21 protein-coding genes are annotated in these 25,460 nt (G+C 50.3%); 12 read left to right on the forward strand and 9 right to left on the reverse strand.

Translation table 11 applies throughout. From position 1 onward, the window contains the following. Nucleotides 1-75: 75 nt before the first annotated feature. Complete coding sequence (locus ACTHSQ_RS05485; RefSeq protein ID WP_440363175.1) at nt 76-1,113, reverse strand: sensor histidine kinase; 1,038 nt, start codon at nt 1,111-1,113, stop codon at nt 76-78. A 93-nt stretch (nt 1,114-1,206) separates the two neighbouring features. On the opposite strand from ACTHSQ_RS05485, the gene argH reads away from it, so the two are divergent. Both argH and ACTHSQ_RS05495 read left to right on the forward strand, forming a co-directional pair. Continuing rightward, complete coding sequence (gene argH / locus ACTHSQ_RS05490; RefSeq protein ID WP_440371418.1) at nt 1,207-2,586, forward strand: argininosuccinate lyase; 1,380 nt, start codon at nt 1,207-1,209, stop codon at nt 2,584-2,586. A 168-nt stretch (nt 2,587-2,754) separates the two neighbouring features. Further along, nucleotides 2,755-3,279, forward strand: coding sequence for a hypothetical protein (locus tag ACTHSQ_RS05495; protein WP_440371417.1), 525 nt, complete (start codon nt 2,755-2,757; stop codon nt 3,277-3,279). Between the two features lie 50 nt (nt 3,280-3,329). On the opposite strand, the gene fumC is transcribed toward ACTHSQ_RS05495, so the two are convergent. Beyond that, nucleotides 3,330-4,718, reverse strand: coding sequence for a class II fumarate hydratase (fumC, locus tag ACTHSQ_RS05500; RefSeq protein ID WP_440371416.1), 1,389 nt, complete (start codon nt 4,716-4,718; stop codon nt 3,330-3,332). Between the two features lie 321 nt (nt 4,719-5,039). Between fumC and ACTHSQ_RS05505 the strand changes: the two genes are divergently transcribed. From ACTHSQ_RS05505 to ACTHSQ_RS05540, 8 genes are all read left to right on the forward strand, one after another. Continuing rightward, entirely contained in the window at nt 5,040-6,959 is a 1,920-nt protein-coding gene (locus tag ACTHSQ_RS05505; RefSeq protein ID WP_440371415.1) for a TonB-dependent receptor, read from the forward strand. Between the two features lie 57 nt (nt 6,960-7,016). Then, nucleotides 7,017-7,994, forward strand: coding sequence for an ABC transporter substrate-binding protein (locus tag ACTHSQ_RS05510; RefSeq protein WP_440371414.1), 978 nt, complete (start codon nt 7,017-7,019; stop codon nt 7,992-7,994). 378 nt (nt 7,995-8,372) lie between these two features. Further along, nucleotides 8,373-9,197 (forward strand): hypothetical protein, encoded by an 825-nt coding sequence (locus tag ACTHSQ_RS05515; protein ID WP_440371413.1) that lies wholly within the window; start codon nt 8,373-8,375, stop codon nt 9,195-9,197. A gap of 28 nt (nt 9,198-9,225) precedes the next feature. Next, nucleotides 9,226-10,287 carry a hypothetical protein gene (locus ACTHSQ_RS05520; protein WP_440371412.1) on the forward strand — a complete coding sequence of 354 codons (1,062 nt, stop codon included), beginning with the start codon at nt 9,226-9,228 and terminating at the stop codon, nt 10,285-10,287. Nucleotides 10,288-10,378: 91 nt separating this feature from the next. Continuing rightward, nucleotides 10,379-11,176 (forward strand): ABC transporter permease, encoded by a 798-nt coding sequence (locus ACTHSQ_RS05525; protein WP_377079360.1) that lies wholly within the window; start codon nt 10,379-10,381, stop codon nt 11,174-11,176. Then, nucleotides 11,176-11,868, forward strand: a complete 693-nt coding sequence (locus ACTHSQ_RS05530; protein WP_440371455.1) for an ATP-binding cassette domain-containing protein — start codon at nt 11,176-11,178, stop codon at nt 11,866-11,868. Before ACTHSQ_RS05525 ends, ACTHSQ_RS05530 begins: the two co-directional genes overlap by 1 nt. A 310-nt stretch (nt 11,869-12,178) precedes the next feature. Then, on the forward strand, nt 12,179-12,793 hold the full coding sequence (locus tag ACTHSQ_RS05535; protein WP_036491903.1) for a CadD family cadmium resistance transporter: 615 nt from the start codon (nt 12,179-12,181) through the stop codon (nt 12,791-12,793). A gap of 295 nt (nt 12,794-13,088) precedes the next feature. Further along, nucleotides 13,089-14,186 carry an NnrS family protein gene (locus ACTHSQ_RS05540; protein WP_440371411.1) on the forward strand — a complete coding sequence of 366 codons (1,098 nt, stop codon included), beginning with the start codon at nt 13,089-13,091 and terminating at the stop codon, nt 14,184-14,186. Nucleotides 14,187-14,238: 52 nt separating this feature from the next. Here ACTHSQ_RS05540 and pgi read toward each other — a convergent pair whose 3' ends face one another. From pgi to zwf, 5 genes are all read right to left on the reverse strand, one after another. Continuing rightward, nucleotides 14,239-15,882 (reverse strand): glucose-6-phosphate isomerase, encoded by a 1,644-nt coding sequence (gene pgi / locus ACTHSQ_RS05545; RefSeq protein ID WP_440371410.1) that lies wholly within the window; start codon nt 15,880-15,882, stop codon nt 14,239-14,241. Between the two features lie 143 nt (nt 15,883-16,025). Continuing rightward, nucleotides 16,026-16,874, reverse strand: coding sequence for a DNA-binding transcriptional regulator HexR (gene hexR, locus ACTHSQ_RS05550; RefSeq protein ID WP_049329830.1), 849 nt, complete (start codon nt 16,872-16,874; stop codon nt 16,026-16,028). Between the two features lie 77 nt (nt 16,875-16,951). Continuing rightward, complete coding sequence (locus ACTHSQ_RS05555) at nt 16,952-17,932, reverse strand: glucokinase (RefSeq protein ID WP_440371409.1); 981 nt, start codon at nt 17,930-17,932, stop codon at nt 16,952-16,954. Continuing rightward, complete coding sequence (pgl, locus tag ACTHSQ_RS05560) at nt 17,913-18,608, reverse strand: 6-phosphogluconolactonase (protein WP_285070562.1); 696 nt, start codon at nt 18,606-18,608, stop codon at nt 17,913-17,915. Before pgl ends, ACTHSQ_RS05555 begins: the two co-directional genes overlap by 20 nt. Before the next feature lie 63 nt (nt 18,609-18,671). Further along, complete coding sequence (gene zwf / locus ACTHSQ_RS05565) at nt 18,672-20,117, reverse strand: glucose-6-phosphate dehydrogenase (RefSeq protein WP_440371408.1); 1,446 nt, start codon at nt 20,115-20,117, stop codon at nt 18,672-18,674. A gap of 477 nt (nt 20,118-20,594) precedes the next feature. On the opposite strand from zwf, the gene edd reads away from it, so the two are divergent. After that, on the forward strand, nt 20,595-22,430 hold the full coding sequence (gene edd / locus ACTHSQ_RS05570; RefSeq protein ID WP_440371407.1) for a phosphogluconate dehydratase: 1,836 nt from the start codon (nt 20,595-20,597) through the stop codon (nt 22,428-22,430). A 209-nt stretch (nt 22,431-22,639) separates the two neighbouring features. Continuing rightward, nucleotides 22,640-23,278 (forward strand): bifunctional 4-hydroxy-2-oxoglutarate aldolase/2-dehydro-3-deoxy-phosphogluconate aldolase, encoded by a 639-nt coding sequence (locus tag ACTHSQ_RS05575; protein ID WP_440371406.1) that lies wholly within the window; start codon nt 22,640-22,642, stop codon nt 23,276-23,278. 97 nt (nt 23,279-23,375) lie between these two features. Here ACTHSQ_RS05575 and ACTHSQ_RS05580 read toward each other — a convergent pair whose 3' ends face one another. Together ACTHSQ_RS05580 and ACTHSQ_RS05585 are read right to left on the reverse strand one after the other, a co-directional pair. Beyond that, nucleotides 23,376-23,744 (reverse strand): hypothetical protein, encoded by a 369-nt coding sequence (locus tag ACTHSQ_RS05580; RefSeq protein WP_440371405.1) that lies wholly within the window; start codon nt 23,742-23,744, stop codon nt 23,376-23,378. 68 nt (nt 23,745-23,812) lie between these two features. Next, nucleotides 23,813-25,423 carry an NAD(P)-binding protein gene (locus ACTHSQ_RS05585; protein WP_440371404.1) on the reverse strand — a complete coding sequence of 537 codons (1,611 nt, stop codon included), beginning with the start codon at nt 25,421-25,423 and terminating at the stop codon, nt 23,813-23,815. Nucleotides 25,424-25,460 lie beyond the last annotated feature (37 nt).

Genomic DNA, 25,460 nt, shown 5'->3' on the forward strand with positions numbered 1-25,460 from the left:
ATGTAATAAATTTAAACTATTTTATTTAATGTGTTAATAGTCTAACCTATCTAAAGCCACCCTCTTCTATGCGGTTTAGCCAAACAGACGGGAAACTTCGGCTGATTTTTTACGGTACGGCAATATGATTTCAACGCGGAACAGGCCGTCTGATTGGATGTTTCTGATTTTCGCGTCGGTGTCATACATCAAAGTCAGACGCTCTTTCAGATTGCGTAAGGCCATAGAATTGCCTTTATGCGGCTTGGTATTTTCATTAGGTTCTTTTCCACACGGATTTTCGATACTGATGAAAATAGATGATTTTTCCAATTTTGTTAATACTGTAATTATCCCTGGGCGGTGGCTGGATTCGACACCATGGAATACAGCATTTTCCAAAAGCGGTTGCAGCAGCAGATGCGGCGTTTCCGCATCGTCGGGTGCATGGTGCTGCCACATAACCTGTACACGCATATGTCCCATGCGGATTTGCTCGATGGCAATATATTCCTGCGCCCACTCGATTTCCTGCCCCAAGGTGCTGTTTTGACTACCGTCGCGCAGTTGTGCGCGGAACAGGTTGGCTAGATTCTCCAGCAAAGTTTCCGCATCATACGGACGCAGACGGATTAAGCTGATCGCGGCATTCAGGCTGTTAAACAAGAAATGCGGACGGATACGCGCCGTCAACGCACTCAATCTAGCTTCGGAAATAGAAGGCGCAAGGCTGTTGCGGCGGGCCGCTTCGATGTACATGAAACTGAAACAAAAAAAGGTCAGCAAGAAGAAGTGCTGAATCAACGACCAAATATCTGTCTTCAAAATTACTAAATCGACAAACAAGAAAATCAGCAGGTTGGAGACGTAGGAAACCACAACGCTGTACTGCGAGCGAAGCAGGGACGGCGCAAATGCCTGTAAGAAATAGACTTTAAGTAAAATTAAAAGGATGACGGGGCAAGCCCATGAAAAATGTTGGAAAATCTGTTCCGGATAAGGCACGCCCGATACCGTCATCAGCGGAAAGATAAACAAACTGATTAACAAAACAATGAGTAGGCGCACCAAAGTTGCGGAATTGCGCAAATCCGGCACTGCGAAATTCTGGTTTATTTGACGTATAATAGACATGATTTCAACCGTTTTCTTTCATAATGTATAGACGGGTCTGCTATATTGAAGACGTAGACCCTGTTTTTTTATTTATATTTTAAGGATGCTGATATGAGCAAGGACAAAACCTGGTCAGGCCGTTTTAACGAACCTGTTTCCGAGCTGGTCAAAAAATATACCGGCTCGATTGATTTTGACAAACGACTGGCAGAATGGGACATCCAAGGCTCGCTAGCACACGCGCAAATGCTGACACAGTCGGGCGTTTTGAGCGAAGACGACCTCTCCGTCATCCATCAGGGCATGGCCGAGATTATAGCAGAAATCAAAGAAGGAACGATTTCCTGGTCGCTGGATTTGGAAGATGTCCACATGAACATCGAACGCCGTCTCACCGACAAAATCGGCGATGCGGGCAAGCGCCTGCATACCGGCCGCAGCCGCAACGACCAAGTCGCCACCGACATCCGCCTGTGGCTGCGTGATCAGATTACCGTTATTCAAGACCTGATTCGAAGCCTTCAGACGGCCTTAGTCGATTTGGCGGAACAAAATGCCGAAACCGTTATGCCCGGTTTTACCCACCTGCAAGTTGCCCAGCCGGTCAGCTTCGGGCATCACATGCTCGCCTATGTTGAAATGCTCGGCCGCGATTTCGAGCGCATGGCCGACTGCCGCAAACGCGTCAACCGTATGCCGCTCGGCGCCGCAGCTCTTGCCGGTACCACCTACCCGATTCAGCGTGAAATCACCGCCGAATTGTTGGGTTTCGAACAAATCTGCCAAAACTCGCTCGATGCCGTATCCGACCGCGATTTTGCCGTCGAGTTCACCGCCGCCGCCTCGCTGATTATGGTTCACTTGAGCCGCCTGTCTGAAGAATTGATTTTGTGGATGAGTCCGCGTTTCGGCTTTATCGACATCGCCGACCGTTTCTGCACAGGTTCATCCATCATGCCGCAGAAGAAAAATCCCGACGTTCCCGAACTCGTGCGCGGTAAGTCAGGCAGAGTCATCGGACACCTTATCGGCTTGATTACCCTGATGAAATCGCAACCTTTGGCATACAACAAAGACAATCAGGAAGACAAAGAGCCTTTGTTTGACACTGCCGACACACTTATCGACACCCTGCGCATTTACGCCGATATGATGCGCGGCGTGACCGTCAAACCCGACAATATGCGCGCCGCCGTAATGCAGGGTTTTGCAACGGCTACCGACTTGGCGGATTACTTGGTGAAAAAAGGCATGCCTTTCCGCGACAGCCACGAAGTCGTTGCCCAAGCCGTGCGCCATGCCGATGAAACAGGCGTTGATTTGAGCGAATTGCCGCTTGAAGTCCTACAAGGTTTCAGCGGTTTGATTGCCAACGATGTTTACAGCGTGCTGACACCCGAAGGCAGCTTAAACGCGCGCAACCACTTGGGCGGTACTGCGCCTGAACAAGTCCGTTTCCAAGTCAAACGCTGGCGTGAATTGTTGGCTTAAACCCATCTAAACACATAATAAAAGGCCGTCTGAAAATTTTCAGACGGCCTTTTGATTACCCATGTTACACTCAACCTCACAATAAAAACAGCTAAAACCTAAACTTACCTTCAAACGAGAAAACACGCCTCCTGACTTTGCCGCCGTCTTCAAACAAAAGGAGCAAGGATGAAAAACATTGTCTTAAAATTGGTCATGATCTGCCTATGCTGCGGATGCTATGCCGTATTCGTCGCCTGGGAAAATGGCGGATTCAGCCAGCTCCATGATTTTCAAGCAATAGAGAGCAACGGCATGAGCGCATACCTTCATCAAACCTCCTCCGCAGTCATGCAGGCTGAAAAAAACGAGCTGTCGATTTTGCAAAACAACCAAAACAGCTTGGCCTCTTGCGTCGGCATTGAATCTTTATGCGAACACGCCAAGCCAGGCATCTGGGTTGAACATGCCAAATTCTTACAACACAAAGACACGGGTAAATTATTGGTACTTTCGTTGGACTATTTGGAAAACAATGACACCGCAAAAACCCTACACAACCGCTATACCGCATCGCTCCTACCTCAAGCAGACAGAACGGAGACGTGGCATTACGCCTGGCGTACATTTCTGAACTCAATAATGTTTTTAATGGTCGCCAATCTGCTGCCAATGATTTTTGCCCTATTCGAACAAAAAACAAGCGCAGCATAAAAACATGCCGTCTGAACACATTTTCAGACGGCATGTTTCATTATTAAAGCTTAACGCGGATGAACCATATCGGCAGGAACGACCAATTCGTCAAACTCTTCGCCTGTCAACAAGCCCAATTCGATGGCGGTTTCGCGCAACGATTTGTCGTTTTTGTAGGCGGTTTTGGCGACCTTCGCGGCGTTTTCGTAGCCGATTTTGCGGTTTAACGCAGTAACTAACATCAGTGAATGGTGCAGGAAATAATCGATTTTTTCCGGTACGGGTTCGATGCCGATGGCGCAGTTTTCGTTGAAGCTGTTGCACGCATCGCCCAACAGGCGGATGGATTGCAAGAGGTTGTAGGCGATAACGGGCATATAGACGTTCAGCTCGAAATTGCCCGACGCGCCTGCCATGCCGATGGTGACGTCGTTGCCGAACACTTGGCAGCACACCATGGTCATCGCTTCGCATTGAGTCGGGTTGACTTTGCCCGGCATGATAGACGAACCCGGCTCGTTTTCGGGGATTTTGATTTCGCCCAAACCGCAGCGCGGGCCGCTTGCCAACCAGCGGATGTCGTTGGCGATTTTGTTCAGGCTTGCCGCCAGCGTTTTCAATGCGCCCGAAGCGGCAACGGCGGCATCGCGTCCGCCCAAGGCTTCAAATTTGTTCGGCGCGCTGACAAACGGTAGACCGGACAATTCGGCGAGTTTGGCGGCGGCTTTTTCGGCGTATTCGGGATGGCTGTTCAAGCCCGTACCGACCGCCGTGCCGCCCAAAGCGAGTTCGTATAAACCTTTGAGTGCGTCGTTCAGACGGCCTAAGCTGTGGTCGAGCTGGGAAACGTAGCCGGAAAATTCTTGTCCCAAAGTCAGCGGCGTCGCGTCCTGCAAATGGGTGCGGCCGATTTTGACGATGGGGGCGAAGGCTTGGGCTTTTTTGTCCAATGTATCGCGCAAGGCTTTTACCGCCGGAATAAGGTGGCGGTTGATTTCAATCGCGGCGGCGACGTGGATGGCGGTCGGGAACGCGTCGTTGGTCGATTGCGCGTGGTTCACATGGTCGTTGGGATGGACGGGCTGATACGCCGCCAAACCCGTACCGGCGATTTCGTTGGCGCGGTTTGCCAGCACTTCGTTCATGTTCATATTGGACTGCGTGCCGGAGCCGGTCTGCCAAACCACTAAGGGGAACTGCCCGTCGAGCTTGCCGTTCAACACGTCGTCCGCCGCCTGCGTAATCAAATCCGCCTGTTCGGGCTTAATCCTGCCGAGGGAAACATTGGTGGCGGCTGCGGCTTTTTTCACCAGCGCCAAAGCATAAATCAAAGGCCGCGGCAGGGTTTCGCCGCCGATTTTGAAATTGTTGCGGCTGCGCTGGGTCTGCGCGCCCCAATAGGCTTCGGACGGGACTTCGACATTGCCCATGGTGTCGTGTTCGGTACGGGTGCTCATGCGTTTCTCCTATATTTAAATAGAAATAATAATGATTCGTAAAATTCATTATAACCAGCAATAGGCCGTCTGAAAAGAGAGAGTTTTTTTCAGACGGTCTATCTGCTTTATGAACGGAAAACACAAACGCAAAATAAAACTCAAATACAAACCTCGCTAACACTTTCTTCTAAAAGTTTTTAGCCCATATCGGCTTGTGTTCAAGGCTAAAGCATTCCTTACCGACAATAAAGTTTTATCGGCTTCAGATACTTTATCGTTTCTTTACTTTGCTTCTCTCTAAGAGCATAATAAATAAAAACGATTATCAGGATATAAATCATGAAACAAAACCATTTGATTTGCTTATTAATGAGTAGTTTTGCCGCCGCAAACGGCTTTGCCGAAACCTTGGCAGACCCTGACGAAATCCAGCCTGTCAAAGCCTTCTCGCCCCCCAAGCCCGTTGCGCCGACCGCAGCTCAGGGCTACTTCCCCGAAAACCAATTCGACCGCACCGACCGCAGCAATCATTACTTTGTTACCGAAAACATAGACCAAGCCTTCCGCCCGCTGAAGGCAAACAGCGGCTTTTACGGCAAAAGCTTTTACAACTCCGTTACCGCGCAAGCGCGTGGGGCGAAGGTATACGGCGTAGCCAACCTCAATCACACCAAGGCAAACGGCTACAAAGACGGCGGCGGGCGCGATACCGATTGGAAATACAGCCGTTTTAATCAAGCTTTGGTACTCGGTTTCGTGCCGTCTGAAAATCAGGAATACCGCCTCACTTATCTGCACGACGACATCAACAACGACCGCCAGCCGCAGTTCGTCAACGACGCATTGGACACCGAACGCCACATCACCAAACTCAACGCGCGTTGGGGCAATGCCGATTTGAGCAATACGGTCAGCGCGGAAGCAGGCGTCATCAAACTCAAACGCCATGCCGACAATTACTCACTGCGCCAAAACAATACGCCGCAGCAAGTATTCGTAGAGCTTGACCGAAAAGTGTACGACTTCTCGCTCAAACACGATGCAGATTTCGGCAAGTTCCACAACAACGCCGCAGTCAGCTACCGCAACGACAGCCAAAACGGCGAGCGCAACGCCCACACCGCCATGCGCGATTTCCTCAACGGCTACCGTTTCGCCGATGTACACCTCGACCGCTGGCGCATTGCCGATACCTTGTCTTACAAGTTTGACGACCGACACAAACTGGACTTGGGTTTGAGCTACGAACTCAACGAAGCGGACGTTCGCAAAAATACGGCGCAACCCGCCCATCCGATGAACCGCAATCTCGCCTTTGCCTCGGCGCAACAAATCTGGAAAACCCATTACGGCTACGACTTCAACGGCAAAGTGCGCCGTCATGCTTTGTCGGGCGAACTCAAATACGATTTCACGCCGTCTGAAACGCAAAAATACAGCGTTTCCCTTGCACATTTGGAACGCATCGGCGACAACACCGAACGCTTCAACTCGCTTGCCGCCATCATACAAAACCGCATGAACGGCGCGCTGATGAACCAAAATCCAGCCGCCGCCATCGCAGGCAATCCCCTGCTGAAAACCGAAAAACACAACCGCATCAAGCTCACCGCCGACAGCCGCAACGACTACTACAACGGCTACATGAACTCGTTGGCAGGCGCGGGCTGGAACGTAGGCGGCACGCTTGTGGCGGACAAAGTCAAAGACCTGATTATTTTTGACCGTGCCCACGGACAAAGCGGCACGGCTTCCAAAGGCGGCGGCATCATCACACGCAACGTGGACGCGCGATTATTTACCGCGCAAGCCTACGCGCGTTACAACTTCAATCCGCATTGGGCGGCAGGTATCAAAGCTACCTACAACTACGGACACAACGAAACCGACAGCAGGCCGCTCTATCAAATCCGTCCGTTTGAAGCCGCCGTCCAAGCCGACTACAAAAACTACTTTGCCCACGGCAGCTACAACATCGGCGCCGCAACACGCTTTGTCGCCAAACAAACGCGCGGCGATTTTGACGCGGCAAGCGGTCTGGGCATAGACAAACGCGAAGCCGCCAAAGGCTTTACCGTTGCCGACGTGTATGCCGGCGTGAACATCAAAGACAAATACGGCTTGCGCCTGGGCGTGAACAACGTGTTCAACAAAAAATACGCCGAACACATCAGCGGCGACCACGTCCTCGCCCTATCCCCCAGTGTAGTGTATGCACCGGGCAGGACATATTGGTTGAGTTTGCACGCGGCGTTTTAAAATCAGGCCGTCTGAAAGAATGCCTACACTGGCTTATTAAGAATTAGGAGATAAAAAATGGATATGAAAAGACGTGATTTCTTAAAAATGACCGCCGCGCTGGCAGCAGCAGGCGTTTCGCCTTCATTGTTGGCAGCCGGTAAAGAACAATTTACCGTGTACGGCGCGCCGGCAATGCCCAGCGTTACCATCGCCGTAGCGGCGTTGCAAGGCAAGCTGGCGAAGCAGGCGGACGTGTCGCTAAAAATTTGGCGTTCGCCCGACCAACTTCGCGCGGGCGTGGCGAGCGGGCAATTTAAAGTGATGATGAGTCCGAGCAATGTCGGCGTGAACCTGCGTAACCAAGGGCAGAAAGTCGGCATGGTCAATATTTTGACCAACGGCATCACGCAGTTGGTCTGCAAAGGCAGCGCGATTGCCTCGCCGCAGGATTTGGTCGGCAAAAAAATCCTCGTGCCGTTTAAAAACGACATGCCCGACATCGTGCTGCAAGCCTTGCTGAAAAAACTGAAAATCGACGCGCACAAAGTCGGCATCACTTATACCGCCACGCCGCCCGAAGCGGTGGGGCTGTTTTTGAGCAAGGACTACCACGCCGCCATCCTGCCCGAACCGATGGCGAGCGCGGGTATGCTCAAAGGCAAAACCATGGGCGTAAACGTCGTGCGCGGCTTTGATTTGGTGAAGGCATGGGGGCAGGCGTTTGACACCAAACCGCTGATTCCGATGGCGGGCATCATCGCCAACGAAGAATATTTCCACGCGCACAAGGCGCAGTTCGACATCTTCCATCAGGATTTGAAAAACGCGCTCAACTGGATACTTGCCAACCGCCAAAGCGCCGCGAAAATCGGCAAAAACTACCTCCCCGCCCCCGAACCCGCCCTAGTCATGGGCTTGGACGGCGCGCGGCTGACGGTAACCAAAGGCAGCGAAGTGAAGAACGAGATTTTGAAGTTTTACGAAATCCTGATGCAGTTCAACCCGAAACTCTTAGGAGGCAAGCTGCCGGATAACGGGTTCTTCTTGGCTTAAAAGAGGATAGAGGCCGTCTGAAAATAGTGGAAGCCATGAAATCTGACTTGTCATTTTCAGATGGCCTATCAGATAATAATTAGAACAGTACACAAAAAGCCGTTATTCGCACACAGGCGGGAATCTAGCCCCCGATATTGCAGGAATATTTTAAAATTACAGCAACGTCAAACTTCTAGATTCCCTTCTGTGCGCGAATAACGATAGGTGGTAACAGCGGATTGGGTTGCCAAAACTAGAAACCGTTGAATTACCTGAAATGTCAGGACATAGCCCAACTTACGTTTACTACAATTTTTGTAAATAAACCCCAAATTTTCTGATTATAATTTAAGCTATAAAACTTTAACTTTTACAGCAGATGATAAGGAATAGTTGATGAAATATTTTACCGTAAAAAAATTATATGCCGTCTTCTGCCTGTTGCCGTTTTTAATCGCTTGCAATCCGCCCCAAAAAAACGATGCACAGGCTGTATTTGATCAAAAAGAGAGTCGTTACCCTTACCCGCATCATGATACGGTCGGCAATTTCGGCGGTATCCCCATCCGTTTTTCTTCATATATTACTCCCGGCCCTGTTGTCAGTTACGAAGACACGCCGAGTGGTTTGTCGAAGGAATGGGAAACCTATAATCCTCCACCTCGAACCTTAGAATCCCCTCTAACCGGATTTTTAGTTATATGGAACCTGAAAACGGACGAGATTTTCGATTTGCGAAATCAGACGGGATTTGATTATTATGATGCCATGGATTATCCGGAAAACCCTTGGGTGGAGTTCAGCTATCATGCGGATAAAACGCCTTGGTCATTGGACTTTTTGACCAAGCGGCTGGAAAGGAATTTGGATAAAGATAATATTCCCCCATACAGATACCGGAAAACAGGTAGGGTATTGTATAATTTGGAAGAATACGAACCGCAGGCAGAGCATTCGTTGGGAGGTTCTGATAACCTGTTTATCGGAAAGGATAAAAATGGCAATGTAACAACATATATTTCTTGTTTCAATAATAAGAAAAATGAATCAATTAACCCGCCATGTACACATGACTTTCTCTGGAAAGACAATCTATATATTAACTTCCGCGCCTCATATAGCAAATTTTATTTGAAAGACTGGAGAAAAATCGAAAGTCAATCTAAAAAAATATTGGAAGAGTTTAAAGATAATGCTAAGCATCTTGAAAGAAAACTTTAATTAACTTTGCCATAGAAAGGAAATAAAAATGCCGCAAACGATTAATTTGCAGGATATAAAACGCTATCAGGATATGATAGACAGAAACCAAGTACAGGGAGCTATCCGTGTTTACGAAGAACTTTTGTCCAAAGGCTACGACTATGCGGGTTGGGCAAAAGGCGTTGCCAAAGGCGATACTGTAACGGGCGAAGCCGCCATTCTGTTTATGAAGGAAACCTCGGGACGGAAATTCAGTGAAAGTAAGCTGAATGAAATCCGTGTCGATATGGCCCGAGGCTATCTCGACGCATTAGCCGTTCAAATGGAGCAAACGGGTCAAACCAATACCGATGTTAAATTTGAAAAAATCCGCGATTTCCATGAGAAAGCGTTCATTAAGCACAAATTGAGCTTGAAGAACTGGACACTTGAAGAGCCTATGCGCCTGCTGGGTAAATATGGACACGGTAAAGCGACGCAGGAAAGAATATGGCGGGATCTTGCCAAGACTCAGGGAGACGGACCGGATGCGATAGCGGCAAGCGTCATGCTATACCTGACCGTTGCTGATTTTGCCAACGGTGCGATTGATGTCGATAAAAACGGCAAGTACTCCCCCAGACCGCAGGCAGTTACGCCTTATTCACTGCCGATTTACGGATATGAGCACAGTGTCCGTCGCGTTGACGCAGATGACCAAAAGCAAGCATTGGGCTGGCTGAAACATGCGGCACAATGGCGTTCGCTTTCCAAAACGTTTGCAGATGCCCAAGATATTACAGATCAAAAAATCGGTTTGGCAGCGGGAAGCCCTACATTTCAAGGAATTCAGACAGAAGCAGACAATGCCGCAATGTCCGCTTCGACAAGCAGAGTCCAAACAGCGGAGGAAAGGCTTAAGCACCTGATTGACGGACTGAAGAATGATACGGACGGTTCGTTTGCCTTGCAGCTGAGGGAAAAGAACAAAGACGTAATTGAAGCATTTAACAAGGAGCTAGAGGAAAGACTTGAAGTAGTCCGACAATCAGAGAAATCCTCTGAATTTCAACAGGATTTGGTGCAACAGGGACAACAGGAACGCTCTCGCGGAATCAGTTTGTCTTAGGAATATCGGATAGGTCGTCTGAGAAGTAGGCAAATATTTTTCAGACGACCTATCATCCCTACACCATTCCCATCAAACCAACACCCAAACCATGATTAAAACCGACAAAATCCGCAAACCGCAGCCTGCGGTGTTTTACATCATCGACTACCTTTGGAGCGGCTTTGCCGGTCTGAGCGTGGCGATGGTGGTGGTAGCGTTGTGGGCGTGGGGCAGTGCCGTGTTCGGCGAGTTTATGCTGCCTGCGCCGGTGGAGGTGTTTCAAAAGTCTTTGGATTTATTGAAACATTTTCAGGAAAACGAAATCGGGATTTCGCTGTGGCGGTCGGTGGTGGGGATTTCGGTTGCGCTGGCAGCGGGATTGGCGGCGGGGCTGGTGGCGGGCAGCTTTAAGACGGCGATGGCGTTGCTCAAGCCTGTGATTACGGTTTTGTTGGCGATGCCGCCGATTATTTGGGTGGTGATGGCGTTGTTTTGGTTCGGATTCGGCAATCCGAGCGTGTTGTTTACCATCATTGTGTTGGTTGCGCCGCTGACGTTTGCGAGTGCGGCGGTCGGGATGGCGAGCGTGAACAAGCAGCATGAGGAGTTGTTTGACGCTTATAAATTAGGCCGTCTGAAAAAAATCCGTTATCTGTATATCCCGCATCTGACGGGCTATGTGATTTCCAGCGTCGGCGTGGCGGTGGCGATGGGGGTGAAGGTGGTGATTATGGCGGAACTCTTGGGCGCGAGCGAAGGCGTGGGCGCGCGGATTGCGGACGCGAGGGCGATGCTGGAGACTTCGACGGTGATGGCTTATGTGGTGTTGGTTATCGTGTTTGTGTCGCTGTTTGAATACTTGATTACCAAGCCTTTGGAAATTTTGTTTATGCCGTGGAGGAGATGATGCTCAGCCTTGAAAACGTGCGTTTTGAAATTCTCCGCGACCCCATCGTGCGCGATTTCAGTTTGAACCTGCAACACGGCGAAGTGAAGGCCTTGTTCGGGCCGAGCGGCTGTGGCAAGACGACGGTTTTGCGTTTGATTGCGGGCTTGGAAACGCCGAAATCGGGCTCGATACGCAATACTTTCCGCAAAACGGGTTTTCTGTTTCAGGAAAACCGCCTGCCGGAAAACTTGACCGCGATGCAGAATATCGCTATTTTTATGGACAAACCCGATGAAGGCGAAATCATCGCGCTGGCGGCGAAAGTCGGGCTGACTGCGGGCGATTTGAACAAATATCCGACCGAATTGTCCGGCGGCATGGCGAAACGGGTAGCATTTTTGCGCCTGCTGCTGTGCGGCTGCGACCTTGCCTTGCTGGACGAGCCGTTCGTCGGTTTGGACCGCGATTTGCGCGATATTTTGGTCGCCATGCTGGTGGAAAAAATCGAGCAGCAGGGCATGGCGTGTATGCTGGTAACGCACGACCGCTTCGAAGCCGCGCGCCTGAGCCATGAAATCATGCTGCTTTCCACTAAGGGCATGAACGTACAAAACGTGATGACCCTGCCCACGCCGCTGTCCGAACGCGATTCGGCTTTTGAAGAGGCAGTTGTGGCAAGGGAGTTTCAGGGGATTCATTATTATGAGTGATGAGGGGATTTGAGTATCTGACGAACCTTGCGGTTCGTTGCCCTCTCCCTAACCCTCTCCCACGGGGAGAGGGGATTAGGTTGCTGAAAATCAGAGCGTGCAGGATTGGGAATCAGATGTCAGGTAAACCTGAAAATGTTAGGGTTTGGTAACCCGATTCCCTCTTCCCGTGGGAGAGGGCTAGGGAGAGGGTAAGCAAGCCGCAGGCTTGCCTCTTTAGCGAAAGATACGAATCTGTTATCCGAACGCGATTCGGTTTTTGAAAAAGCCGTGGTACCAAGGGGGCAGGGAATTCATTATGAGGTGCTTTATGTTTTCGACTGTGATTACTGCTGCTGTTTTATATATTGCTACAGCAGTAGATTTGTTGGTAATACTATTAATATTTTTTGCTAGAGCAAATACTAGAAAAGAATATCGAGATATTTATATCGGACAATATTTAGGTTCTGTAATTTTAATATTAGTTAGTTTATTTCTAGCTTTTGTTTTGCATTATGTTCCGGAAAAATGGGTGTTGGGTTTATTAGGTTTAATACCGATTTACTTAGGTATTAAAGTTGCTATTTACGACGATTGTGAGGGCGAAAAAAGAGCTAAAAAAGAATTGGATGAAAAAGGGTTGTCAAAATTAGTCGGTATTGTTGCTTTGGTTACAGTTGCTAGTTGTGGTGCAGATAATATTGGACTTTTTGTTCCTTACTTTGTGACTTTAGATCTTGTCGACTTATTAGTTACTCTTCTTGTATTTTTAATATTGATTTTTGTTTTAGTATATACAGCACAAAGATTGGCTAATATTTCAGGTGTTGGTGAAATTGTAGAGAAGTTTAGTCGTTGGATAATGGCTGTTATTTATATTGGTTTAGGATTATTTATTATTATTGAAAATAATACAATTCAAACAATAATATCAATAATATGAATGATACGGGGATTTGAGTGTCTGACGAACCTTGCGGTTCGTTGCCCTCTCCCTAACCCTCTCCCACGGGGCGAGGGAATCAGGTTTCTGAAAATCAGAGGGCGCAGGATTGGGAATCAGCTGGCAGGCAAACCTGAAAATGTTCGGACTCGACAGCTTAATCCCCTCTCTCCGCGGGAGAGGGCTAGGGAGGGGGCAAGCAAGCCGCAGGCTTGCCTCTTTGGCAAAAGATACGGCCCTGTCCGCCCAATAAATCCATATCCGAAAGCATCTTCATGCAGAATCAAGCCAAGCGATGAATAAATTTTTCACCCACCCTATGCGGCCGTTTTTCGTCGGCGCGGCGATGCTTGCCATACTCGGCGCGTTGGTGTTTTTCATCAGCCCCGCCGCTATCGTCCTGCACCGCCAAATCTTCTTAGAACTCATGCTGCCTGCGGCATACGGTGGCTTCCTGACTGCCGCCATGCTTGAATGGACGGGCTATCAAGGCCGTCTGAAACCTGTCGCTACTTTGATGGCGGCATTATTGCTCGCCTCATCCGCCATACTGCCCTTTTCGCCGCAAACTGCCTCGTTTTTCGTTGCTGCCTATTGGCTGGTGTTGCTGCTGTTCTGCGCCTGGCTGATTTGGCTCGACCGCAACACGGACAACTTTGCCCTGCTAATGCTGCTTGCCGCATTTACTGCTTTTCAGACGGCCTACGCCGCAACTGGCGATTTGAACTTACTTCACGTGCAAGTGCATCTGAACATGGCAGCTGTCATGTTTGTATCCGTGCGCGTCAGCATTCTTTTGGGCGCGGAAGCCCTTAAAGAATGCCGTCTGAAAGACCCTGTTTTTATTCCAAATATCGTTTATAAAAACATCGCCATTACTTTCCTGCTCTTGCACGCCGCCGCCGAACTTTGGCTGCCCGCGCAAACCGCCGGGTTTACTGCGCTTGCCGTCGGCTTTATCCTGCTCGCCAAGCTGCGTGAGCTTCACCATCACGAACTCCTGCGCAAACACTACGTCCGCACTTATTACCAGCTCCAACTCTTTGCCGCAGCCGGCTATCTGTGGACAGGCGCGGCGAAACTGCAAAATCTGCCCTCCTCCGCCCCATTACACCTGATTACCCTCAGCGGCATGATGGGCGGTGTGATGATGGTGTGGCTGACCGCCGGACTGTGGCACAGCGGCTTTACCAAACTCGACTACCCGAAACTCTGCCGCATTGCCGTCCCCCTACTCTTTATGGCCGCCATCTCGCGCGCTTTCTTGATGAACGTGAACCCGATATTTTTCATTACCGTTCCTGCGATTCTGACCGCCACCGTATTCGTACTGTATCTTTTCACATTTGTACCGATATTTCGGGAAAATGCGTTTACGGATGATCCGGAATAAAACAAAAGGCCGTCTGAAAATTTCAGACGGCCTTTTGTTTTAAATAAATGCTTTATTTGTTGGCATTCAAATAAAGATTAATCAGACGTGTAGTCGAGCTGTCGTGTTTTTGCACTTCGGTCTCGCCGGTCAATTCGGCAAGAATGGTTTTAGCCAGTTGTTTGCCGAGCTCTACGCCCCATTGGTCAAAGCTGTTGATGCCCCAAATAATGCCTTGAACGAAGGTTTTGTGTTCGTACATGGCAATCAGACTGCCCATATTACGCGGGTTGATTTTGTCCATGAGGATGAGGTTGGTCGGACGGTTGCCGGAGAAGGTTTTGTGCGGAACCAGCTCTTCGATACGCGCTTCGTCCATGCCTTGGGCTTGAAGCTCGGCGCGTACTTCGCCAGGCGTTTTGCCGCGCATAAAGGCTTCGGCTTGGGCAAAAACGTTCGCCAGCAGGATTTCGTGGTGACCGCGCAGGTTGCTGCGTTTTTCAAGGGATGCAATCAGGTCAATCGGCGTGATGTGCGTACCTTGGTGCAGCAGTTGGAAGAAGGCGTGCTGGCCGTTGATACCGGTTTCACCCCAAATAATCGGTGAGGTTTCGTAACCGACAGCTTTGCCGTCAAGGGTCACTTGTTTGCCGTTGCTCTCCATATCGAGCTGCTGGATGAATTTGGGCAGGCGGTGGAGATGTTGGTCGTAAGGCGCGATAACGTGGCTGCCGCCGCCGTAGTAGTTGATGTACCAAACGCCGATAAGGGCAAGGATAACAGGCAGGTTGCGCTCCAGCGGCGTGTTGATGAAGTGTTGGTCCATCAGGTGCGCGCCATTGAGCATTTCAATGAAGTTTTCTTCGCCGAGATACAGCATAATCGGCAGGCCGATGGCCGACCACAGGCTGTAACGGCCGCCGACCCAGTCCCAGAATTCAAACATATTGGCGGTATCGATACCGAATTCGGCGACGGCTTTTTGGTTGGTCGATACGGCAACGAAATGTTTGGCTATGGCGCTTTCATCGCCTGCATGATCCAAGAACCATTTACGCGCGGTCAGGGCGTTGGTCAGGGTTTCTTGAGTGGTAAAGGTTTTGGAAGCAATGATGAACAGCGTGGTTTCAGGGTGGACTTTAGACAATACGTCGCTCAGTTGGGAGCCGTCTACGTTGGAGACGAAGTGCATCTTCAGGCGAGGATGACCAAAAGGCTTGAGCGCGGTACACATCATCAGAGGGCCGAGGTCGGAGCCGCCGATACCGATGTTGACAACGTCGGTAATGACTTGATTGGTATAGCCCAACCAGCTGCCGCTGCGGACTTCGTGTGCGAACTCGCCCATGCGTTGCAGGACATGGTTGACCTTAGGCATGACATCCTCGCCATCTGCGACGATAGGGGCATTGGTGCGGTTGCGCAGGGCAACGTGGAGTACGGCGCGGTTTTCTGTCGTATTGATTTTTTCGCCGTGGAACATTTGCTGCATCCGCTCCGGCACGCCTGCTTCACGCGCCAACTCGAACAAAAGCGACATGGTTTCGTCGTTGATACGGTTTTTAGAATAATCCAAAGTCAGGCCGCCAACCTGCAGCCAGTAGCGCTCGGCACGTTCGGGATCTTGCTCGAACATTTCGCGCATATGTTGTTCTTTGGTTTCGTCAAAATGTATCCATAATTTTGACCAAGCTGGTAAATCGTGAAGGTGTTTCATCGGATGCTCTCCTGGATAGTGGACAGTTTTGTTGAGAAAACGGCCGTGAGGTCGTCTGAAACGGGAACGGGGTGGTTTCCGTTTTTTGAGGTTTCAGACGGCCTTGATGTAGGTTGGGGCCGTCTAAAGATATCAGTGAAGAATCAATCTTTATCGTATTCGATGTGTTTGTTATGTATGCTTTTTTTACTTTTTTGCAGTTGAATGCTGGCCGTGTCGCCCAAGCGTAAAGCCAAGCCGATGGCAAGAATGTCGATAACGGCCAGCTGCAGAAGACGGGACACCATAGGCGTATAAAGCTCGGCATTTTCCTGAGTGGCAATGCTCAATACGCAGTCGGCCATTTGGGCCAACGGCGAATCATTGCGGGTCAGCGCGATAACGGCTGCACCGTTTTCTTTGGCAATACTGGCCGCATCCAACAATTCGATAGATGAGCCGGTATTGGAAATCGCCACCAATACATCCTGCTCGGTCAATACGGAAGCCGCCATCAACTGGGTATGCGTATCGACATAGGCGACGGTTGACATACCGAAACGGAAGAATTTGTGCTGCGCATCTTGGGCAACAATGCCGGAGTTGCCGACACCATAAAACTCAACGCGTCGCGCGTGCATCAGAATGGCAATCGCGTTTTCCAGCTCAGACTCTTTCAAGAAACGGCGCTCACCCAAAAGGGAGGCTGCGGCATTGCCCAATACTTTTTCGACCACGCTGCTCATGTTGTCATCGGCGTTCAATTCTTCATGAACGTAAGGCATACCTTCATGACCGATGCTGGCAGACAAAGCGAGTTTGAACTCAGGTAAGCCTTTGTAACCCAAACTGCGGCAGAAACGGATCACTGTCGGCTGACTGACGGATGCACGCTCGGCGATTTCCGCCACAGCGGCATGAACAAACCATTTCGGCTCGGCCAGCGCAGATTCGGCAACTTTGCGTTCTGCACCGGAGAGATTGGACAATGATTCGCTGATTTTGCTTAACATATACTCTACCCTTTGATTCTTTGACGTTCAGGACAAGGTACATTTTCGTACCCTGCCCTGCACCGCCGTTTGTGTGTTTAAACGTTATTTAAATGATTGTCTAATGCCACCGTCGCGCCGACGATGCCCGGAAATTCGCTCAATACGACATACACGGGAATGGCGGCAAGATAAGCTTCAAAGCGGCCTTTATTTTCAAAGCGGCTGCGGAATGGAGACGTTTTAAAGTAATCCAACACGCGCGGGATAATCCCGCCGCACAAATACACGCCGCCGCGCGCGCCCAAAGTCAAAGCTAAATTGGAAGCAACCGTACCCAGCATGGCGCAGAAAATATCCAAAGTCTGACGACAAATCGGTGATGTTCCGCTCAATGCCTTATCGGTGATTTCAGAAGGCTTCAGACGGCATTGTTTGATGTTGTCGCGTTTGGCCAATGTTTCGTAAATCAGGCTCAAACCTGAGCCGCTCAAGAAACGCTCGGCAGAAACATGGCCGTATTTGTTTTTAGCGTATTGCCAAATCAACACTTCCATATCGTCAAACGGTGGGAAGCTGGTATGGCCGCCCTCGCCTGCCAACGCCACCCAGCCGGCAGCGCTATGCACCAAACCGCTGACACCCAAACCGGTACCTGGGCCGATAACGGCTTTAGGCGCAAACTCGATTGGTTTTTGACCGCCGATTTGTATCAAGTCTTTCTTATCGGTTTGCGTTACCGCCAAAGCCTGTGCGGTAAAGTCGTTCAACAGAATCAACGTTTCCAAGCCCAAAGCCTGACGAGTGGTTTCAATGGAGAATGCCCAGTGGTGGTTGGTCATCTGCACCCAGTCGCCCAAAATCGGATTGGCAATCGCAAAGGCGGCATGCAAAACTTTCGGGCTGCCTGCGCGTTCCAAATAAGTTTTGGCGGCATCGACGATGGTGTCGTAATCCTTGCAAGGCAAGACTTCAGCTTTTTCAATAACCTGTGGTGCAGTTTCAAGTGCAAAACGGGCATTCGTACCGCCGATATCGGCGATCAAACGAGGATAAGCCTCAGTGTGCATAGTAGACATGGCAGTTAATTCCTTGGTGATTGAGAATCAGACTGGTCGGATATTCGGTGTCAGCCCTTGCAGCAGCCTTATCGAATACCGCTTTTTTCTCTGCGCCTTGAATGGCCAAAAATACATTCGGCGTTTTGGCAATCGCACCCAAAGTCATGCTCACACGTTCATGCGGCGCGGTAACCGGCGTTGTATGAATCAATGTCGGGTCATTGGCTTCATTGATTGCGGCCTGTAATTGAGGCGCTTGAGGGAACAACGACGCTGTATGCCCGTCTCCGCCCATGCCCAACACCAGCACGTCAGGTTGCTTATAATGTTTCAATGCGTAAGCAACGACAACTTCAGGTTGTAATTCAGTTTCAGACTTTCCGTCTTCAACAACAGGAATCCATGTGGCAACAGCCGCGTTATTTTTGAGCAAATATTCGCGTACCAAGCCTGTATTGCTGTCGGCATGCGTGGTCGGAACAATACGCTCGTCCACCAAAGTAATGCCGACGTTTTGCCAATTTAAATCTTTTTGCGACAAAGCCTCGAAAAACGCAATCGGCGAACGACCGCCGGAAACGGCCAAAACCGCATGGCCTTTCTCATTCAACGCAGCTTGCAATGCGGCGGCAACGGCATCGGCAAGAGCTTGCGCGGCAGTTGCAGCGTTTTCTTGTTCGTGCCAAACAAACATGTTTCGTCCCTCCATGGTCTCAGACGGCCTTTTGTTGGAAAACAAGGCCGTCTGAAAGAAATATTATTGCTCTTCGTGCCATTTGTTGCCGTCACGGGCCAACAGCGCGCGCGCAGCTTCAGGGCCCCAAGAATGGGCTTCGTAAGCATGTGGAGGCGTTGTATTGTTCGCCCAGTTTTCCAAAATCGGCATCACATATTCCCAAGCGGCTTCGAGTTCGTCACGACGGTTGAACAAAGCGAGTTTGCCGTTAATCACATCCAGCAGCAGACGCTCATAAGCCTCGGCGCGGCGGCCCTCGACGGCTGTGCCCAAGTCCACACCAATCGGTGTCACTTCGACTTTGTTGCCTGCACCCGGGGTTTTCACTTGAGTGTAAAGGCGGATGGATTCGGTCGGTTGTAGTTCAATAACCAAACGATTCGGCGCAGGTTGGCTGTTGTCAAAAATATGGTTTTGCAGCGGACGGAAGTTCAACACGATTTCCGCCACTTTGCCTGCCATGCGTTTGCCGGTACGCAGGTAGAAAGGTACGCCTTTCCAACGCTCGTTTTCGATTTCGGCTTTGATGGCGACATAGGTTTCAGTGAAGCTGTCTTGCGGAACGTTGACTTCTTCCAGATAGCCGTTCATGCCGTTTGCTGCAACATATTGGCCGCGAATAACATTTTCGTTAACGGATTCGATGGTCAGCGGTTTCAGCGATTTGATGACTTTTACTTTCTCGTCGCGTACGGCATCGGCATCCAAGCTCGCCGGTGCTTCCATCGCAGTCATACAAAGCATTTGCATCAAGTGGTTTTGCACCATATCGCGCAACGCGCCGGTAATGTCGTAAAACTCGCCGCGTTCTTCCACGCCGAGCTGTTCGGCGATGGTCAGTTGTACGCTTTCGATGTATTTGTTGTTCCACAATGGCTCGAACATTACGTTCGCAAAACGCAGCGCCAGTAAGTTTTGCAGGCTTTCTTTACCCAGATAATGGTCAATACGATAGATTTGTTCTTCTTTGAAATAACGGGCCACATCTGTATTGATTTGTTGGGAAGAGGCCAAGTCCGTACCCAACGGTTTTTCCAAAACCACGCGCACGTTATCGGCATTCAAACCGATTTCGGCAAGGTTTTCACAGGCTTGCGCAAAGAATTTCGGCGCAGTTGAGAGATAGATCACGACATTTTCAGTATTCTTGCGTGCTTTTACCAAGTCGCCCAAGGCAATGAAATCGCCTTTCTCTGTAACATCGACTTTTAAATACTCGATACGTTGGATAAACGACGTCCACGCTTCATCTGAGAAGTTTTGTTTGATATGGATTTTAGAATTCGTTTCCACTTTAGACAAAAAGCCGGCGGTATCCAATTCGCTGCGGCTTACACCCAAAATACGACCTTCGGGATGAAGCAAACCGGCTACATGCGCCTGATACAGGCAAGGCAAAAGTTTACGCATTGCCAAATCGCCGGTCGCGCCAAACAACACCAAATCAAAATTTGTCTGTGTACTCATCGTTTCATCTCTCGTTGAGGAAGCTTGCTTCAAAACTTTTGGACTGTCGTCATCCATAAAAATCAATTAAAATCAAAAGCCTTTAAGCAATAAAAAACCAATCGCCTGCACCAAAATTTCAAACAAGCAGGCTAGTGAGTAGTAATACTACACATGGCTACAGATTTTGTCCATTCTCATTTTTACAAATTGTTTGATTTAACATAAAAGTTTGATGACTTTTGCAGCCCAACATTTTACGAATTGACCATACCTCGATTTAAATCAAATTTCTTCCACTTAGCGAATTATTTTGTAACAAAATTACAGAATTTGTACTATAATACGCAGGCGCTTCGAAGAGAAATCTTCAATATTTCAGACGGTACTCATTATTTATTCCCACAGCTCCAGGCCGTCTGAAAAAACACCCAATACAAAAATCAGAAACGCGCAAACAAAATCCCCATACTACCCCCTTTCGACAGGAGACCGAACATGAACCCCACTCCTATCCACCCCAAGCTCACCGAAATCACCGAGCGCATCATCGAGCGCAGCCGCCCGACGCGTGAAAAATATCTGGCGAAAATCCGTAGTGCCAAACAGATGGGACGCTTAGAGCGCAACCAACTCGGCTGCAGCAATTTGGCTCACGGCTACGCCTCCATGCCCAAAAGCATCAAAATCGAAATGCTTCAGGATACCGTCCCCAACTTAGGCATCATTACCGCCTACAACGACATGGTTTCCGCACACCAGCCGTTTAAAGACTTCCCCGACCAAATTAAAGACGAAGCGCAGAAAAATGGTGCGACCGCGCAAGTCGCCGGTGGTACGCCCGCCATGTGCGACGGCATCACGCAAGGCTACGCCGGTATGGAATTGTCGCTGTTCTCCCGTGATGTGATTGCCATGAGTACCGCCATCGGCCTATCGCACCAAATGTTTGACGGCAGCCTGTTTATGGGCGTGTGCGACAAAATCGTTCCGGGCTTGATGATCGGCGCTTTGTCTTTCGGCCATATTCCGGGCATCTTCGTTCCGGCAGGCCCGATGTCCAGCGGTATCGGCAATAAAGAAAAGGCCCGTACCCGCCAACTTTTCGCCGAAGGCAAAGTCGGCCGCGATGCCTTGCTTGAAAGCGAAATGGGTTCTTACCACAGCCCGGGTACTTGTACCTTCTACGGCACTGCCAACTCCAACCAAATGATGATGGAAATGATGGGCGTGCACCTACCTGCCGCCGCCTTTGTCCACCCATACACCGACCTACGCGAAGCCCTGACCCGCTACGCAGCCGGACACCTCGCACGCGGCATCAAAAATGGCACCATCAAACCATTGGGCGAAATGTTGACCGAAAAATCCTTCATCAACGCCCTGATCGGCCTGATGGCGACCGGCGGTTCGACCAACCACACCATGCACCTCGTTGCTATGGCGCGTGCCGCAGGCGTAATTTTGAACTGGGACGACTTCGACGAAATTTCCTCCATCATCCCGTTGCTCATCCGCGTGTACCCCAACGGCAAAGCCGACGTGAACCACTTTACCGCAGCAGGCGGCCTGCCTTTCGTTATCCGCGAATTACTGGATGCAGGCTTGTTGCACGACGATGTCGATACCGTCGTCGGACACGGTATGCGCCACTACACCAAAGAACCTTTCCTCATCGACGGCAAACTCGAATGGCGCGAAGCCCCCGAAACCAGCGGCAACGACGACATCCTGCGCAAAGCCGACAACCCATTCTCCCCGGACGGCGGTCTGCGCCTGATGAAAGGCAACATCGGACGCGGCGTGATTAAAGTGTCCGCCGTGCGCGAAGGCTGCCGCATCATCGAAGCGCCCGCCATCGTGTTCAATGACCAACGCGAAGTGTTGGCTGCATTTGAACGCGGCGAGTTGGAACGCGATTTCGTCTGCGTCGTCCGCTACCAAGGCCCGCGTGCCAACGGTATGCCTGAGTTGCACAAACTAACCCCGCCTTTGGGCATCCTACAAGACCGCGGCTTCAAAGTGGCGCTACTGACCGACGGCCGTATGTCCGGCGCATCCGGCAAAGTGCCCGCGTCCATCCACATGACGCCCGAAGCCCTGATGGGCGGCAACATCGCCAAAATCCGTACCGGCGACCTGATCCGCTTCGACTCCGTTACCGGTGAACTCAACGTCCTGATTAACGAAGCCGAATGGAACGCCCGCGAAGTCGAGCGCATCGACTTGAGTGCGAACCAACAAGGCTGCGGCCGCGAACTCTTCGCCAACTTCCGCAGCATGACCAGCAGTGCAGAAACCGGCGCCATGAGCTTCGGCGGCGAATTTGCCTGATGCACGTTTCAGACGACCTTTTCAAACGGAAGGTCGTCTGAAAAATTATTGAAGCTGTTTAAGAGATGCAGGCGTAGCGTGGGCTTTGCCCACGAACAAAACCAAAGCAACATCAGAATGTTTTACCCTAGAGGTCGTCTGAAAACTTAACCTCCCATCCCGTTTGACCGCAGCAAAAAACAACACCCCATTCCACTTGGAGAACCGAAATGTCCAAACTGACCCCACGTGAAATCCTGAGCGCAGGCGCAGTTGTGCCTGTTATGGCGATTGACGACTTAAGCACCGCCGTCGATTTGTCCCACGCCCTTGTCGAAGGCGGCATCCCCACCCTCGAAATTACCCTGCGCACCCCCGTCGGCCTCGACGCCATCCGCCTGATTGCCAAAGAAGTGCCCAACGCCATCGTCGGCGCGGGTACGGTAACCAACCCCGAGCAGCTTAAAGCCGTCGAAGACGCAGGCGCGGTTTTCGCCATCAGCCCGGGTTTGCACGAATCCCTCGCCAAAGCCAGCCACAACAGCGGCATCCCCCTGATTCCCGGCGTTGCCACTCCGGGCGAAGTCCAACTGGCTTTGGAACACGGCATCGATACCCTCAAACTCTTCCCCGCCGAAGTCGTCGGCGGCAAAGCCATGCTCAAAGCCCTCTACGGCCCTTATGCCGACGTACGCTTCTGCCCGACCGGCGGCATCAGCTTAGCATCCGCACCCGAATACTTGGCGCTGCCTAATGTCTTGTGCGTCGGCGGCTCATGGCTGACTCCGAAAGAAGCCATCAAAAACAAAGACTGGGATAACATCACCCGTCTGGCTCGCGAAGCTGCCGCTTTGAAACCAAAAGCCTAATCAGAATAAAAGAGCAAAGGCCGTCTGAATATGATTTCAGACGGCCTTTTTTACTGCAAGCATACCGAATCAAGCATTATTCGGCTTAATATTTATCCTAATTGGCAGCATTAACACACAAAGATTCAATCTTACCCGCGCGTGGGAAGCGGATGGTGTAACGTCCTTTTTGATTGATTTCGGCAAAGCTGAAGCGGTTTTCAGGTGCATCTCCATCAGCCCCTACTTCCAAAGCAATCCGTTTGCCTTTCGGGTCTTTCACAACGACACCTGGACTGACAGGCGCGAATGAAAGCACTAAACCGGCATCTGCCGAACTATTAAAACCAAACACTTGACCACGTTTAACCTGTAAGGGTTGGTCAATGCAGCCTGTTTCGTTCAGAGGCAGCATTTTTTCAGCAGAGGCAAATGCCGCGCTCCCTACCCCTAAGGCAACAATCAGAGAAAAGCTCAAATATTTCATATAATTTCCTTTTAGAATTGAAATTTGAATACAAACAGATATTTAGCCCAGTATCCGCCTAATTCAAATTATCCCTGTCCCAACACTTTCCGTGCCGCTTCCACACCCCAATACAAAGCCTCTTCAAATACCGAATAGCTGCTTAAGTCACTGTGTGCAAATAATAATCCAGAATTTCGGTTTCTGATTTTTAATAAAGCCTCATCGCTTAAATAGCCGGGTTTCGGCACGCTCATGCCATGCCCGCGAACGGTAATGTCAACACGGGAAACGTGCCGCCAAAAGCCTTCGCCGTAAGCGGTAAGCAGATCTTGGGCGGCAAGCTGGAGCAACTCTTCGTCGCTTGCTTCAAGCAGCTGGCGGCGGACGACTTGTGGCGTATCGTGGTTAAGCGCGGCGTAGGCGGTAAAAATCGTGCGTTCAGGACGGGCAACCCGGATAAGCTGGTTGGTCGCAACAACATAGCCCAACCCTTGGCTGCCGTAAACCACATTGTCCCACGCAAGTTCGCTGTTGTTTTTTTCTTTCGGGAAACTGTGCAGTTCAAAATTAGAAACCAGCCATGGCGCGTATTCTGGGATGTCCAGACCAAATTGTTCAGGAGATTCAATAATGCGGGCGGCAACCATCAGCGGCATGGCGGAGATAACGTGTTGTGCGGTTACGGCAACGGTTTCCCCTTTTGCATTATCACGCAGCCACACTTCAATCCGGCCATCCGAAAGCGGTTTGATTTTGACGGCAGAAGCATTAATTGAAGCAGGTTTCTCCAAATGGATACTATTTTCAGACGGCCATTGCCAACCTTCCTGCAAACCGGCATGACGGCGCAGGTTTTCAGAAAGATGCGCCAAACCTTCGGGCCAAGTGAGGACGGTTTCCGCGCTGTTGCGGGCGGCAAAATAATGAAGTCCGGCAAAGGCAGAAACTTGGCCAATGCCTTGTCCGTAATCATCGCGGCAACAATAATCGAGATACCATAAAAGCTCGGGCGAGTTATAACTTTCTTGCTCAAGCCATTGTTTGAACGTCAGATTATCGAGTTTGCGCCATGTCTCATCTGCCGATGACAGCGCAATCGGAATGGCAAAAATTTTCTTACCGTCATTGCCGTAAGCCTGTTTCAGACGACCTATCAAATCAAAAAACCGTTTGGAGTCCGCATCTTCTTTCGGCAATAAATGTTCCACCCATTTATCCTGATACAAAAGGCGCGATTCGGGCGCATAGACCAAATCGGTTTCCCTAAAGCTGCCGTCTGACTGCAAAATACCGAAATCCGCCAGCATCTCGCGCACATACACGCTTTCTTTCGACGGCAAAGCCAAATAATGCGCACCACTCGGCGCTTTCAGGCCGGCTGAAGACGTATAGGCGGCATTGTTGCCATTGCGTTCAAACCCTTCTGCCAATAATACATCGCAGTGATTATGCTTCGCCAAATACCACAACGCCCCCAAACCAGCCGCACCGCCACCGAGTATCAAGGTATTGCATTCATAACGACGGGTCGGCTGATTGATCAATTCTCCGTCGCGCAACAAATGCCCCAACGGCAAGCCGACACGGTTAATAGAAACCGGAGGTTTGCGGTTGAGGTATTTATAAGTCTGCCAAGAGAAAGCAGAGGCAGCACCAAGCGCGGCAGTATAGCTGAGAAATTGACGGCGGGTTAGCATGTTTTATAAAAAGGTCGTCTGAAAAAATAAAAGTAAA

It is taken from the genome of Neisseria sp. P0009.S008 (assembly GCF_051958615.1).
GTDB lineage: Bacteria > Pseudomonadota > Gammaproteobacteria > Burkholderiales > Neisseriaceae > Neisseria > Neisseria subflava.

Excerpts from the sequence above, each read along its gene's own strand:
- zwf (WP_440371408.1), bottom strand. The coding sequence starts at position 20,117 with ATGAGTACACAGACAAATTTTGATTTGGTGTTGTTTGGCGCGACCGGC.
- ACTHSQ_RS05575 (WP_440371406.1), top strand. The coding sequence starts at position 22,640 with ATGTCCAAACTGACCCCACGTGAAATCCTGAGCGCAGGCGCAGTTGTG.
- ACTHSQ_RS05520 (WP_440371412.1), top strand. The coding sequence starts at position 9,226 with ATGCCGCAAACGATTAATTTGCAGGATATAAAACGCTATCAGGATATG.
- ACTHSQ_RS05505 (WP_440371415.1), top strand. The coding sequence starts at position 5,040 with ATGAAACAAAACCATTTGATTTGCTTATTAATGAGTAGTTTTGCCGCC.
- ACTHSQ_RS05515 (WP_440371413.1), top strand. The coding sequence starts at position 8,373 with ATGAAATATTTTACCGTAAAAAAATTATATGCCGTCTTCTGCCTGTTG.
- ACTHSQ_RS05510 (WP_440371414.1), top strand. The coding sequence starts at position 7,017 with ATGGATATGAAAAGACGTGATTTCTTAAAAATGACCGCCGCGCTGGCA.
- ACTHSQ_RS05535 (WP_036491903.1), top strand. The coding sequence starts at position 12,179 with ATGTTTTCGACTGTGATTACTGCTGCTGTTTTATATATTGCTACAGCA.
- ACTHSQ_RS05540 (WP_440371411.1), top strand. The coding sequence starts at position 13,089 with ATGAATAAATTTTTCACCCACCCTATGCGGCCGTTTTTCGTCGGCGCG.
- ACTHSQ_RS05495 (WP_440371417.1), top strand. The coding sequence starts at position 2,755 with ATGAAAAACATTGTCTTAAAATTGGTCATGATCTGCCTATGCTGCGGA.
- pgi (WP_440371410.1), bottom strand. The coding sequence starts at position 15,882 with ATGAAACACCTTCACGATTTACCAGCTTGGTCAAAATTATGGATACAT.
- ACTHSQ_RS05485 (WP_440363175.1), bottom strand. The coding sequence starts at position 1,113 with ATGTCTATTATACGTCAAATAAACCAGAATTTCGCAGTGCCGGATTTG.
- ACTHSQ_RS05555 (WP_440371409.1), bottom strand. The coding sequence starts at position 17,932 with ATGTCTACTATGCACACTGAGGCTTATCCTCGTTTGATCGCCGATATC.
- edd (WP_440371407.1), top strand. The coding sequence starts at position 20,595 with ATGAACCCCACTCCTATCCACCCCAAGCTCACCGAAATCACCGAGCGC.
- pgl (WP_285070562.1), bottom strand. The coding sequence starts at position 18,608 with ATGTTTGTTTGGCACGAACAAGAAAACGCTGCAACTGCCGCGCAAGCT.
- fumC (WP_440371416.1), bottom strand. The coding sequence starts at position 4,718 with ATGAGCACCCGTACCGAACACGACACCATGGGCAATGTCGAAGTCCCG.
- hexR (WP_049329830.1), bottom strand. The coding sequence starts at position 16,874 with ATGTTAAGCAAAATCAGCGAATCATTGTCCAATCTCTCCGGTGCAGAA.
- argH (WP_440371418.1), top strand. The coding sequence starts at position 1,207 with ATGAGCAAGGACAAAACCTGGTCAGGCCGTTTTAACGAACCTGTTTCC.
- ACTHSQ_RS05525 (WP_377079360.1), top strand. The coding sequence starts at position 10,379 with ATGATTAAAACCGACAAAATCCGCAAACCGCAGCCTGCGGTGTTTTAC.
- ACTHSQ_RS05530 (WP_440371455.1), top strand. The coding sequence starts at position 11,176 with ATGCTCAGCCTTGAAAACGTGCGTTTTGAAATTCTCCGCGACCCCATC.
- ACTHSQ_RS05585 (WP_440371404.1), bottom strand. The coding sequence starts at position 25,423 with ATGCTAACCCGCCGTCAATTTCTCAGCTATACTGCCGCGCTTGGTGCT.
- ACTHSQ_RS05580 (WP_440371405.1), bottom strand. The coding sequence starts at position 23,744 with ATGAAATATTTGAGCTTTTCTCTGATTGTTGCCTTAGGGGTAGGGAGC.